Source organism: Pseudomonas sp. (assembly GCF_049590575.1).
Taxonomy (GTDB): Bacteria; Pseudomonadota; Gammaproteobacteria; order Pseudomonadales; family Pseudomonadaceae; genus Aquipseudomonas.
This window is the reverse complement of record NZ_JBAWDE010000304.1, coordinates 1-13,856: the sequence shown is the minus strand read 5'-3', so window position 1 is coordinate 13,856 and position 13,856 is coordinate 1. Positions and strand designations below refer to the sequence as shown.

Annotated in this window: 6 protein-coding genes; all 6 read left to right on the top strand. The window is 64.7% G+C overall.

Annotated elements, in window-relative coordinates:
* Positions 1–91: 91 nt before the first annotated feature.
* Positions 92–604, top strand: a complete 513-nt coding sequence (gene gspM, locus WBR57_RS21220; protein WP_424086318.1) for a type II secretion system protein GspM — start codon at positions 92–94, stop codon at positions 602–604.
* On the top strand, positions 601–2,925 hold the full coding sequence (gene gspD / locus WBR57_RS21215) for a type II secretion system secretin GspD (RefSeq protein ID WP_424086317.1): 2,325 nt from the start codon (positions 601–603) through the stop codon (positions 2,923–2,925). The genes gspM and gspD overlap by 4 nt, the downstream gene beginning before the upstream one ends.
* A 58-nt stretch (positions 2,926–2,983) precedes the next feature.
* A complete protein-coding gene (gene gspE, locus WBR57_RS21210; RefSeq protein WP_424086315.1) occupies positions 2,984–4,402 on the top strand; it encodes a type II secretion system ATPase GspE in 1,419 nt (472 codons plus the stop codon).
* On the top strand, positions 4,402–5,613 hold the full coding sequence (gspF, locus tag WBR57_RS21205) for a type II secretion system inner membrane protein GspF (protein ID WP_424086313.1): 1,212 nt from the start codon (positions 4,402–4,404) through the stop codon (positions 5,611–5,613). The genes gspE and gspF overlap by 1 nt, the downstream gene beginning before the upstream one ends.
* Positions 5,614–5,977: 364 nt before the next feature.
* Positions 5,978–7,168, top strand: a complete 1,191-nt coding sequence (locus tag WBR57_RS21200; protein ID WP_424086311.1) for a substrate-binding domain-containing protein — start codon at positions 5,978–5,980, stop codon at positions 7,166–7,168.
* 197 nt (positions 7,169–7,365) lie between these two features.
* The coding region (locus tag WBR57_RS21195) for a filamentous hemagglutinin N-terminal domain-containing protein (RefSeq protein WP_424086309.1) at positions 7,366–13,856 on the top strand (6,491 nt) is incomplete at its 3' end.

The window sequence follows — 13,856 nt, the reverse complement described above, 5'->3', positions numbered from 1 at the left end:
GCGTTGGCCCAGGCGGGTTTTGTCGCCGAGCGCGATCCGCATGGCTGGAGCATCGGCCCGGCGCAGGCCACGGAAAAACCGGAGGCCGGCGATGAATAAACTGCTGCGTTTGCGCGGCCAATCCCAGCTGTTCTGGCGCGGCCTGGCGCTGCGCGAAAAACGCCTGCTGATCGGCGCCGGGCTGGTACTGGCCAGCCTGCTGACGTGGTGGGTGCTGGTGCAGCCCGCATTGAAAAAGATCGATTACTGGCAGGCCGAAACCCCCAAGCTGCGCGCCCAGGCCGCCGCCTTGCAGGTGCTGTTGCAGGACGTCGCCGCGCCCCGCCAGGGCGATGAAGCCGCGTTGCGCCAGGCCCTTGACGGCGCCGGGCTGCAGGGGCATTACCAGTTGCAGGCGCTGGAACCGGGTGGCTGGCGCCTGACCTTTGACAACGCCCCGGCCGACGCCGTGGTGGGCTGGTTGTTGGGCAACCCCCATTCATTTTCCCTCGAGGTGTCCGAGGCGCGCTTGCAACGTGCCGAGGACGCCATCAATCACTCGGCCGGCATTGTGTCCGGGACCGTTCGCATGGACCAGGCGCTTGGCGCTAAGGAAGCTTCATGAAGTGGTCAGCCCCCCATCCTGCGCCTTTTCGCAAGGTCGCGCCGCTGCTGTTGCTGGCCCTGAGCGCGTGCAGTAACCCTCAGCCCGTCAAGCCGTTATTGGTGGACAGTGAACTCGGCCAGCCACTGGCAGAGACCCAACGCAGTGGCGACAGCGTACTCGACCGCCAGCGCGAGCTGCCGCCCAAGCCGCGTGTACAACACCCGGTGACCAACAGCGCCCGTGGCCACGCGCCCGCCGCCATCAAGGCGCGCAACCCGTTGGGCGACCAGCCGGTGCAGCTCAATTTTGTCGACGCGGATATCCAGGCGGTGGTGCGCGCATTGTCGCGCGCCACCGGCCAGCAATTTCTGGTGGACCCGCGGGTGAAGGGCAACCTGACGCTGGTCAGCGAAGGCCAGGTCCCCGCGCACCAGGCCTACGACATGCTATTGGCGGCGCTGCGCATGCAGGGCTTCAGTGTGGTGGACGTAGGCGGCGTGGCCCAGGTGGTGCCGGAGGCGGACGCCAAGTTGCTCGGTGGGCCGATCTACAGCGCCGGCAGCAGCGGCATGCAGACGCGCACCTTTCGTCTGCAATATGAGAACGCGGTGAACCTGATCCCGGTGCTGCGTCCGATTGTGTCGCCGAACAACCCGATCAACGCCTACCCCGGCAACAACAGCATTGTTATCACCGACTATGCGGAAAACCTGGCGCGTGTGGCGCAGATCATCAATGGCATCGACACCCCCAGCGCCATCGACACCGACGTGGTGATGGTGCAGAACGGTATCGCCGTCGACATCGCCGCCATGGTCGCCGAGTTGCTGGAAACCCAGGGCGCCGACCAGACCCAGAAGATCAACGTGATCGGCGACCCGCGCTCCAATTCGATCATCATTCGCTCCGGCAGCCCCGAGCGTACGGAGCTGGCGCGCAACCTGATCTACAAGCTCGACAATGCCCAGAGCAACCCCAGCAACATGCACGTGGTGTACCTGCGCAATGCCCAGGCGGGCAAGCTGGCGCAGTCGCTGCGCGGATTGCTCACCGGCGAAAGCGATGCCGGCGTCAGCGACGATGCCCGTGGCAAGCTCAGCGCCATGGGCGGTAACAGCAAGAACACCCAGGCCGGCGGCGCCGCGCAGAACAGCAGCGGCACGCCCACCGGCAGTGGCGTGCAGTCGGTTTATGGGCAGACCACCAGCGCCACTAACAGCAGCGGGGCTGCCGCCAGTGACCAGGACACCGCGTTCAGCGCCGGCGGGGTGACGATCCAGGCGGACGCCACCACCAATACCTTGCTGATTTCCGCGCCCGACCCGCTGTATCGCAACCTGCGCGAAGTCATCGACATGCTCGACCAGCGCCGCGCCCAGGTGGTGATCGAAAGCCTGATCGTGGAAGTCAGCGAAGACGATGCCACCGAATTCGGCGTGCAGTGGCAGGCCGGCAACCTCGGCGGCAAGGGCGGTTTCGGCGGGGTCAACCTGGGTGGCAGCGGCATCAACGGCACGCCCGCCAGCCCTACCACGATTGATGTGTTGCCCAAGGGCCTGAACGTCGGGTTGGTCAACGGCACCGTGGATATTCCCGGGATCGGCAAGGTGCTCGACCTCAAGGTGCTGGCCCGCGCCTTGAAGAGCAAGGGCGGCACCAACGTGTTGTCGACGCCGAACCTGCTGACCCTGGACAACGAAGCGGCGAGCATTTTTGTCGGGCAGACCATTCCGTTTGTCACCGGCAGCTACGTGACCGGCGGTGGGGGCACCAGCAACAACCCGTTCCAGACGGTGCAGCGCGAGGAAGTGGGGCTCAAGTTGAATGTGCGGCCACAGATTTCCGAGGGCGGCACGGTGAAGCTGGATATTTACCAGGAGGTCAGCACCGTGGATGCGCGGGCGTCGGTGGAGGCGGGGACGGTGACCAACAAGCGTGCGATTGATACCAGCATTCTGCTGGATGACGGGCAGATCATGGTGCTCGGCGGCTTGCTGCAGGATGGCTATAGCCAGAGCAATGATGCGGTGCCGTGGTTGTCGGATATCCCAGGGTTGGGGGCGTTGTTTCGGAATGAGAAACGCAGTGTGAGCAAGACCAACCTGATGGTGTTTTTGCGGCCTTACATTATTCGCGACAGTGGGGCGGGGCGCAGTATTACGCTGAATCGCTATGAGTTCATGCGCCGGGCGCAGGGTGGGTTGCAGCCGGAGCACAGCTGGGCGATGCCGGATGTGCAGGCGCCGCAGTTGCCTTCGGTGGAGAAGGCGATTCCGGCGGGGCAGCAGCCGGGGCCGCGGGCGGTGATTCGCGCGGTGCCTGTAGGGGCACGACCATGAGCCTGTTGTACGCAGGCCCCTCCCACATTTGGACCGCGCTCGGTCAGGAAGATGTCTTGTGAGCCTGCTCCCCTACGCCTGGGCCAAATCCCAACGCATCCTCCTGCGTCCCGGCGACGACGGCATGCTGTTGACCGTCTGCCCCTCAACCCCCGGCTGGTCGATCAGCGAAGTCCACCGCCAGTTCGGCCAAACCCGCCTCGAGCACGTGCGCGACGACGAACTCGACGGCCTGCTCACCAGCGCCTACGCCGACACCGGCAGCGCCGCCGCAGTCGTCGGCGCGGCTGAAAACGAGGTGGACTTGGACCGCTTGATGCAGGACATGCCCGAAATCACTGACTTGCTGGACACCCAGGACGGCGCCCCGGTGATCCGCATGATCAACGCCTTGCTCACCCAGGCCGCGCGGGACGAGGCCAGTGATATTCACATCGAGCCCTACGAAACCCACTCCGTGGTGCGCTACCGCGTCGATGGCACCCTGCGCGACGTGGTGTCGCCGCGCAAGGCGCTGCATGGCGCGCTGGTGTCGCGGATCAAGATCATGGCCCAGCTGGATATCGCCGAAAAACGCCTGCCCCAGGACGGCCGTATCGCTCTGCGCGTGGCCGGGCGACCGATTGATATTCGGGTGTCCACGGTGCCCACCGGGCATGGCGAGCGCGTGGTCATGCGTTTGCTGGACAAACAGGCCGGGCGCTTGCAACTGGAAACCCTGGGCATGGAGCCACAGTTGCTGGCACGCCTGGATACGTTGATCCGCCAGCCCCATGGCATCGTGCTGGTCACCGGGCCCACCGGCAGCGGCAAGACCACCAGCCTGTACGCCGCCCTGGCGCGGCTGGATGCCAGTACCAGCAATATCCTCACCGTGGAAGACCCGGTGGAATATGACTTGCCGGGCATCAGCCAGATACAGGTCAACGCCAAGATCGACATGACCTTCGGCCTGGCCTTGCGCGCGATCCTGCGCCAGGACCCGGACATCATCATGATCGGTGAAATCCGCGACCTGGAGACCGCACAAATCGCCGTGCAGGCTTCGCTCACCGGCCACCTGGTGCTCGCCACGCTGCACACCAATGACGCGGTGTCGGCGGTCAATCGCCTGATCGATATGGGCGTGGAGCCGTTCCTGCTCGCGTCTTCATTGCTCGGTGTATTGGCCCAGCGCCTGGTGCGCCGCCTGTGCCCGCATTGCAAGCAGGAAGACCCGGCCGCGCCCGGTACTTGGCGCCCGGTGGGTTGCGCGCAGTGCAACCAGATTGGCTACAGCGGGCGTACCGGTATCCACGAATTGTTTTGCGTGGATGACGACGTGCGCAGCCTGATCCACAACGGCGCCGGTGAACAGGATCTGCGCCTGGCCGCGCGGCGCGCCGGGATGTTCAGCATGCGTGAAGACGGCGAACGCTGGGTGCGCAGCGGCGCCACCGCACCCGAAGAAATCCTGCGCGTGACACGGGACGCCTGATGAATCGCTATCGCTACGAAGCCGCCGATGCCAGCGGCAAAGTCGAGGCCGGGCACCTGGAGGCCGACAGCCAGAGTGGCGCATTTGCGCTGTTGCGCAGCCGCGGCCTGACGGCGTTGCGGGTGCAGGTCGAAGGCGATCAGCACGCCGCCGCCGGCAGCACTTTGTTCACCGCCAAGCTGTCGGACAACGACCTGGCCTGGGCCACCCGGCAACTGGCGAGCCTGCTGGGTGCCAGCCTGCCGCTGGAAGCGGCGTTGAGCGCGACGGTGGAGCAGGCCGAGAAAAAACACATCGCCCAGACCCTCGCCGCCGTGCGCGCAGACGTACGCGGTGGCATGCGTCTGGCCGACGCATTGGCCGCGCGGCCTCGGGACTTTCCGTCGATCTACCGCGCGTTGATTGCAGCGGGGGAGGAGTCCGGTGACCTCGCCCAGGTGATGGAGCGCCTGGCGGATTACATCGAGGAACGCAACAACCTGCGCGGCAAGATCCTCACGGCGTTTATCTACCCCGGCGTGGTCGGATTGGTGTCGATCGGCATTGTGATTTTCCTGCTCAGCTACGTGGTGCCGCAGGTGGTCAGCGCATTTTCGCAGGCGCGCCAGGATTTGCCGGGGCTGACCCTGGCGATGCTTAACGCCAGCGATTTCATTCGCGCCTGGGGCTGGCTGTGTTTTGCCGGGATCGTCGGCGGCTTCTGGAGCTGGCGCCTGTACTTGCGCAACCCGGTGGCGCGGTTGAACTGGCACAGCCGCGTCCTGCGCTTGCCGCTGATCGGGCGCTTTGTGCTCGGCCTGAACACCGCGCGCTTTGCCTCGACCCTGGCGATCCTCGGCGGTGCTGGCGTGCCGCTGTTGCGCGCGCTGGAGGCGGCGCGGCAAACCCTGTCCAACGAGCGCCTGAGCCAATGCGTCAACGATGCCACGGCCAAGGTGCGCGAAGGGGTCAACCTGGCGCCGGCGCTGGCCATGGAAAAAGTCTTCCCGCCGGTGCTGATCCACCTGATCGCCAGCGGCGAAAAAACCGGCTCGCTGCCGCCGATGCTGGAGCGCGCGGCGCAGACCTTGTCGCGGGATATCGAGCGCCGCGCCATGGGCATGACCGCGCTGCTGGAGCCGCTGATGATTGTGGTGATGGGCGCGGTGGTGCTGGTGATCGTGATGGCGGTGTTGTTGCCGATCATCGAGATCAACCAACTGGTGACCTGACTGCACAGTTGAGTCATTTCATTCCGTTACTTTTCGATGCCCCCTGATACCGCCAGCCCCAACCTCGGGTTCCTCATTCCGTCATATCCGTACACCCCACGCGGGGTTCAGCCGTGCGCACTGAAACCTCGCTGTCACCTGCGGCCAAACCGCTCAAAACGATGACCAAAACACCCGAGAATCTTTTTAAAAATCAAGGTGTTCCTCCCGAGGTTTTTTCCTTTTGCTGTCATCGGAAGCTGCGAAATTTCCTACCCATGGCCTCACCCCTCGCCACCCCCGATGCACGGCTCGGGACCGATGCCATAGCGTCATGCAAGCGCCATCTACCTCAACGTACAAACACGACGAAAGGAGCTTCTTCATGTTTAAGCGCAACGTTCTCGCGGTATCCATGACCCTCGCTGCACTGTGCTCGGCCCAGGCTGCAATGGCTGACATCAACGGCGGCGGCGCCACCTTGCCACAAGCGCTGTACCAGACTTCCGGCGTACTCACCACCGGCTTCGCCCAGTACATCGGCGTGGGCAGCGGCAACGGCAAGGCAGCCTTCTTGAACAACGACTACACCAAGTTCGTGGCTGGCGTGACCAACAAGAATGTGCACTGGGCCGGTAGTGATTCCAAGTTGTCGGCGACTGAGCTGTCCACCTATGTGACTAACAAGCAACCGACCTGGGGCAAGCTGATTCAAGTGCCATCGGTGGGGACTTCGGTTGCCATTCCGTTCAACAAGAGTGGGGCCAACGCGGTTGATCTGAGCGTTAAAGAGTTGTGCGGCGTGTTCTCGGGCCGTGTCAAAGACTGGAGCGAGATTTCCGGCGCTGGCCGTACTGGCCCGATCGCAGTGGTTTATCGCAGCGAAAGCAGCGGTACCACTGAGCTGTTCACCCGCTTCCTTAACGCCAAGTGCACCACCGAACCTGGCACCTTCGCGGTTACGCCGATCTTCGCCAACAGCTACAGCCTCGGCCTGACCCCACTGGTAGGCGCTGTTGCCGCCACTGGCAGCCAAGGTGTGATGACGTCCCTGGCCGCCACCGCCGGCGGCATTACCTACATGAGCCCTGACTTCGCCGCTCCAACCCTCGCCGGTCTGGACGACGCTACCAAGGTCGCTCGCGTAGGCAAGGTGGTTGCTACCAACACCGCCGGCGTTTCGCCTGCTGCCGCTAACGTTTCCGCTGCCATCAACGCCGTACCGGTGCCGGCCACCACCGACCGTGGCAACCCGGACGCCTGGGTTCCAGTATTCGGTCCAGACAACACCGCCGGTGTGCAGCCTTACCCAACCTCGGGCTACCCGATCCTGGGCTTCACCAACGTGATCTTCGGCCAGTGCTACGCCGATGCCACCCAGACCACCCAAGTGCGTGACTTCTTCACCAAGCACTACGGCGCTTCTGCCAACAACGATGCAGCCATCACTGCCAACGCTTTCGTACCGCTGCCAAACACTTGGAAAATCGCAATTCGCGGCAGCTTCCTGACCGCCACCAACGCCCTGAGCATCGGCAACACCAACGTCTGCAACGGTATCGGTCGTCCGCTGTAACCCAGGCTTTCAACGACCCGCAACACCTGATCAGCAACGGCCTGTGCCGTTGCTGATTTTTGCGTTTGTGCCTGCCGTTACCAGCCCTCTATGAACTTTGCATGACAGAAGTTCGGTCTCGCCCCTCGCCAACCGCCTAACCCTCATACGTGAGCGTGTCTTGCTCCCTGCGTGACAACAAAGAAGGAAGATTCCCGATGGTGCGCTGCCAATCACCGGTTAACCTCAAAGCCCAAGCGCCTGTCCTGCGCCTCAAGCCCCTGGCCCAGGCCATTGCTTTGTTGATGGTGGCCGGTAACGCCCACGCGGCCACGGCGTTCAGTTCCAGCTGGTTTGCCGACAAAGGCGCGACGCAGGCGGCGACGGCGGCGCGGGTCAGTGCCGGGCAGGTGCCGGGGGTTCCGACGTTGAACCAGCAGGCGAAGGTCAACCAGCAGTTGGCGCGCTCCATCAGCACTTTGAACACCAGTGTGGCGGCGATTGCCGCGCAGCAGGCGGCGCAGGCCGCCGGGCGCCAGGCCGCGTTCGGCCAGGTCTCGACCATTCCCGATGGCTTGGGCAAGGGCGGCCTGCAGGTGGATAACAGCCTGACCCAGGGCTGGACCAACGCCAAGGGCCCGACCCAAAGCCAGTCCGGCGGCAAGACCACGGTGACCATCGAGCAGACCGCCGACAAGGCCATCCTCAATTGGGAAACCTTCAACGTCGGGCGCAACACCAGCGTCGACTTCCAGCAGCAGTCGAGCTGGGCCGTGCTCAACCGCGTCAACGACCCGAATGCACGCCCCAGCGAAATCCAGGGCCAGATCAACGGCGCCGGTACGGTGATGATCGTGAACCGCAACGGCGTGGTGTTCAGTGGCACCAGCCAGGTCAACGTGCGCAATCTGGTGGCGGCGGCGGCGAACATCACCGATGAGCAGTTCACCCAGCGCGGTCTCTACGTGGACGCCAGCGGCAGCCAGCCGACCTTCACTGACGCGGCCGGCAAGGTCGAGGTGCAGCGCGGCGCATTGATCCAGACCCACAGCCCGGCCACCTCCACCGATGGCGGCGGCTACGCGTTGCTGCTGGGCTCGGAAGTGGAAAACGCCGGCACCCTCAACACCGCCAAGGGCCAGACCACCCTGGCCGCCGGCGACAGCTTTTACATCCGCAAGGGTGTCGGCACCACCGGCAATGACCGTTCCACCACCCGTGGCAATGAAGTGGCCACCAGCCTCAAGGTCGGCAGCAGCGCAGGCAAGGTCAGCAACACCGGCCTGATCATGGCCTCCACCGGCGACATCACCCTGACCGGGCACCAGGTGCAGCAAAACGGTGTGGCCCTGGCCAGCACCTCGGTGGACACCCGCGGCACTATTCATTTGCTCAATGCCGCGACCGACACCACCGGCAGTGTGACCCTGGGCGAGGGCAGCACCACCGCGATCCTGCTCGACAGCAGCGGCAGCACCGCGCTCAACGGCCAGAAGGACAACGGCCTGATCAAGCTCGACGGCACGCCCGCCAACCTGATCACCGGCCCGTTCAATAACCTCAGCGCGGTGGCCGACCGCACCGACCAATCACGCATCGAGATCGTCAGCGGCGGCACGGTGGACTTCCAGAAAGGCTCGATCACCCTAGCTACCGGTGGGCAGGTCGCGGTCAGTGCCACCGGGCGCAGCCTGGTACGCGACGGGGCGATGATCGATGTCTCCGGGGCGGTCGGCGTCAAGGTGTCGATGGAATCCAACAACATCAAGATCAACGTACAGGGCAACGAGCAGCGCGACGCACCGGTCAACCGTGACGATGGGCAGTTGATCAATAACGATGTGTGGGTCGACCTGCGCGAACTGGTGTTTGTGCCCGCAGGCACCAACGGCTATGCGACGGATCGCTGGTACACCGCTGGCGGCTTGCTGGAAGTGGGCGGCTACCTGGGCACCCAAGGTCACTCGGTGGGCGAGTGGATGGCCCAGGGCGGTACCGTGACGTTTACCGGCAAGGACGTGGTGACCCAGAAGGGCGCGCAGATCAACCTGTCGGGCGGCACCGTGGATGTGCAGGCCGGTTATATCCAGCAGACCTGGCTCAAGGGCCCGGATGGGCGCTTGTATGAGCTGTCCAACGCGCCGGGCGACATTCTTTATTCCGGGTTCTACAAGGGGTATGAAGACACCAGCAAGCGCTGGGGCCAGACCGATTACTACTACAACCCGATGATCGCCAAGCAGCGCCGTTACGAGAGCGGTTACACGGTGGGCCGCGATGCCGGCAAGCTGGTGATCGGCACGACCAGCGCAGTGCTCGAAGGGCAGGTGATCAGCGACGTGTTCCAGGGCGATCGCCAGACCCAGGCGCCGAACATCAACCTCGACGGTTACCAGCAGTCGCAGAAGGCCATGGCCCAGCGCGCGCAGTTGATCATTGGCGGCTACACGCCTATCTACAACAAGACCACCGGCACACTGCGCTACGCCTTGGGCGCAAACGCGGACGAGGTATTGATCGAAGGCAACAGGCAAAAAATCGCCGATGGCCTGGACCTCACCACCGCGCTGCCGGCGGACCGCCAGGGCAAGCTGGTGCTCGACAGCGACCAGCTCAATGGCTATCAGTTGGGCGCGATCAAGGTCGCGGCCAAGCAGCAGGTCACCGTCAACGGAGCGCTCAAGGTGGCCGATGGCGGCGATATCACCCTGTTCGGGCCCAGGGTGGACATCAACGCCAACCTCACGGCCCACGGCGGCAGCCTCAACGCGGGCAACATCCTCAGCCAGGTCGACCCGCTTAAAGCCGGTGCGGTGGGTGACACGATCCTCAACGGCGGCGGCACGCTGAACGTGGCCAGCGGGGTCTCGCTGGATGCCACTGGGCGCTGGAACAATCTGCTGCTGGATCCGGCCAACCGCAGCGGCCTGGCCTATGTGAACGGCGGCAAGGTGTCGCTGCGCAGCACGAGCGGTGTGAACCTGGCCGCCGGCAGCGTGGTGGACACCTCCGCCGGTGGCACCCTCGGCCTGGATGGCAAGCTCAACGGTGGCAAGGGCGGCGACGTGACCTTGGCGTCTCTCGGTACCCTGGGTTTGGACGGCGAGATTCGCGGTTATGGCGTCAGCGGCGGCGGCACCCTGGCATTGCAGGCGCGCAACGTACAGATCGGCGACAGCGCCACGGCGCCCGATGCTGGCACCGTGCAACTGGCGGGGGACTTTTTCAACAAGGGCTTCTCGGCCTATGACATCACCGGCAATGAAGGGCTGCTGGTCACGGACGGTACCCAGGTCGACGTCACGACGCCGGTCTACCGTATTGGCGAGCAGACCTCGGCCGCGCCCACGGGCAGCGACCCGGCCACCGCCCTTGAACGCTGGACGCCGGCGCTGTACCAGGAAGACCCGGCCAAAGGCGTACTGACCCAGCGCCGTGGCGCCAGCCTGAGCCTGACCGCCGGCAATCTGAATTCCACGGCGGCCGAACTGGCCACCACGGCCTTGAGCGTGGGGCAGGGCGCGGTGATCAGTGTCGACCCCGGCCAGGCCATCAACCTGCGCAGCGTCGGCCAGTTGACCATGAACGGCAGCCTCAATGCCTGGGGCGGCAGCGTCAGCCTGGGCGGCCTGACGACGACGGGCTCGGAAGCGGCCAACGCCGCCGGCCATAGCCGTTCGATCCAGGTGGGTGAAAACGCGCTGATCGATGTGGCGTCGCGTGCGGTCACGGCGGTGAGCAACCGTGGCAATGTCTACGGCCAGGTGCGCAATGGCGGTTCGATCAGCATCGGTGGCGAGATCAACCTGGCCACCGGCATCGCCAAGGCCAGCGACCTGTTTGTGGTGGTGCGCGACGGCGCCCGCCTGGACGCGTCGGGCGCCCAGTCCCTGCTGGATGTGCCCGGCCAGGGCCGCGTGCCGGTGGCCAGCAATGGCGGCAGCATCAGTTTTGCGTCGAACAACGGCCTGTACCTGGACGGCAGCTTCGTTGCCCGTGCGGGTGGCGCCGGTGCGGCGGGCGGCAGCCTGGCCGTGGCCCTGGAAAGTCCGTATTACCTCAAGGCCGGTGTCAACGACAGTGTGCTCAAGGTGCGTGAACTGGTGCTCAGCCAGACCCATCAAGCCAGCCCGACTGCCGGCCTGGAGTACGGCCATGGACGCCTCGGCGTGGACCAGATCAGCGCCGGCGGCTTTGACAACCTGGCGCTGCTCAGCAACGGCTTGCTGAGTTTCGACGGTGACGTGTCGTTGACCATGGGCCAGAGCCTGAGCCTGTACGGTGGCAGCTATAACCTCAGTGAAAACGCGGCGGCCAGTTCGCGGGTCAACCTGCAGGCGCCTTACCTGCTGTTGGCCGGCATCCTCGCGCCGGCCGAATCCGGCAAGGAAGCCTATACCCGCGCGGTGCCGGTGTTGCCCAATCCCTCCGCGCTGGCCACTACGGCGCAGTTCAACGCCAACGCCAACCTGATAGAGGTGCGTGGCAATGTGCTGTTTGGCAACAAGAGCTACCTGTTGCGGCCTGACAACAGCCAGGCCAGCCTGGAACGGCGCGGGTTTGATGACGTGCAATTGACCAGCCAGGGTGACCTGCGTTTCCTGGCCGGCGCTGGCGCGGATGTGATTGCCCAGGGCATCAGCACGCAATTGATGACCGACGGCGACATGACCCTGCGCGCGGCGCAGCTGTATCCGGCGACTGAAGTCGGCGCGCGGGTACTGGCGGGCTATCTGGACAATGCTGCCAGCAATGGCACCGGCTTCAATTACGATCTGACACGCACACTGACCATCGCACGCAGTGGTGACAGCACGGCTGCCATGCCTTACTCGGTCTTTGGTCGCCTGCAATTGGGCGGGCCCACCATCAAGCAGGGGGGGGTAGTCCGTGCGCCGCTGGGGCTGATCGAGATCGGCAACCTGGGCTCTACCAACGTGGAACTGTTGCCGGGCAGCCTGACCTCGGTGAGCGGCAAGGGCCTGGTGCTGCCTTACGGCGGCACGGTGGATGGCCAGGTTTATAAGTACAACGGCAAGACGCTGACGTTTATCGGCCAGGGTGGCGGCAACAGTGCGGGCAGCCTGAACGTCGGGGTGATTCTGGGTGGCCAGCAGGTGACAGTGCTGCCGGAGGCGACGGTGGATCTGTCCGGCGGTGGCGAACTGCTCGGCGCCGGGTTTATTTCCGGGCGCGGGGGCTCTACGGATGCGCGTTATAACCCGTTGGTACAGTTCGGTGTGAATGGCGGGTTTGTGCTGCCAGGCCTGAGCACCAACCCGGTCTATGCGATTGTGCCGGGCGTGCAGCCGGGTTACGCCCCGGTGGCGCCGGAAGGCGGCGCGGTCGACCCGTTGATAGGCCAGCAGATCACCCTCGGCGCCGGCGTGCCGGGCCTGGTAGCCGGCACTTACACCCTGATGCCGTCCACCTACGCGCTGATGCCGGGCGCGTTCCGGGTGGAAATCAATGGCCTGGCCGGGCCTGGCGCCGAAGGGGCGACCCAGGCGTTGCGCAACGGCTCATGGGCCACGGCCGGGCGCTTGTCCATCGTCAATACCGGCATCAGCAACAGTACCGCCAGCCAAGTGATCCTCACCTCGGCCGATACCTTGCGCCGCTACTCCCAATACAACGAAACCGGCTACGCGCAATTCGCCGTAGCCGATGCCGCCAGGCTGGGTGTGCCCCGCGCGCTGCTGCCGGTGGATGCCAAGACCTTGCAACTGGCCCTGCGGCCGGGTGCGGGTGCGGATGCTTTTGCGTTCCAGGGGATCGGCCGCTTCGAGGCGGCTGATGGCGGTTACGGCGGCACCGTATCGCTGATTAACGCAGACAGCAATGGCTCAGGGAAAGGCATCGAAATTGTCGCGGCAGGCAAAGCGGCTACCGGCGGTTTCAGAGGCATAACGCTGAATGCAGACAGCCTTAACGCGATGGGCGCCGCTCGCCTGATGATCGGTGGAATGACCTATGTCACCTACGGCCAAGGTGGCAACTACATCAACCTCCCCAGCAGTATCACCAGTTCCATCATCCTGCGCGAGGGCGCGAACCTGGCGGCGCCGGAAGTCATGCTGGTGACCTCCACGGGCACTATAGCGGTCGAGCAAGGCGCCTCGATCAACACCATCGGCCAGGGCAAGGCCAGCTACGACGCGCGTGACGGGTTTATCTACAGCCTGACCAATGTGCTGGCAGTGTCCAACGGTTTGCTCAACGTCATCGCCGCACCGTCAACGGGCGGTAACGTCAGTGGGGGCATCCAGCTGGGCGCGTGCGACAGTGCACCCTGCAGCGGGCAGACGGCACTGTATTCCGAAGGCAGCATCGTCGCCTTGACCGACAGCACCCTGCAAATGGGCGATGAAGTGCGCTACGGCACCCGCCACCTGAACCTCGGCGTGTCCAGCATCAACGTCGGCAGCCCCGAAGCCCTGGCCGAGGCCGCCGCCAATAATCGCCTGCCGACGGGCCTGACCCTCAACCAGCAACTGCTGGAGCGCCTGCTGCGCGGCGATACCCAATTCGGCGCGCCGGCCCTGGAGACCCTGCAACTGTCAGCGCGCGACAGCTTCAACTTCTACGGCACCAGCACCCTGGACACCTATGACGCGGTGACCGGCAAGTCGCTGCTGAGCAACCTGATGCTGTCCACCCCGGCGATCTATGGCGCGGGCGGCGCCAATGACGTGGCGACCATCCACAC

Coding starts and splice junctions, on each gene's coding strand:
- gspM (WP_424086318.1), top strand. CDS start 92: ATGAATAAACTGCTGCGTTTGCGCGGCCAATCCCAGCTGTTCTGGCGC.
- gspF (WP_424086313.1), top strand. CDS start 4,402: ATGAATCGCTATCGCTACGAAGCCGCCGATGCCAGCGGCAAAGTCGAG.
- WBR57_RS21200 (WP_424086311.1), top strand. CDS start 5,978: ATGTTTAAGCGCAACGTTCTCGCGGTATCCATGACCCTCGCTGCACTG.
- gspD (WP_424086317.1), top strand. CDS start 601: ATGAAGTGGTCAGCCCCCCATCCTGCGCCTTTTCGCAAGGTCGCGCCG.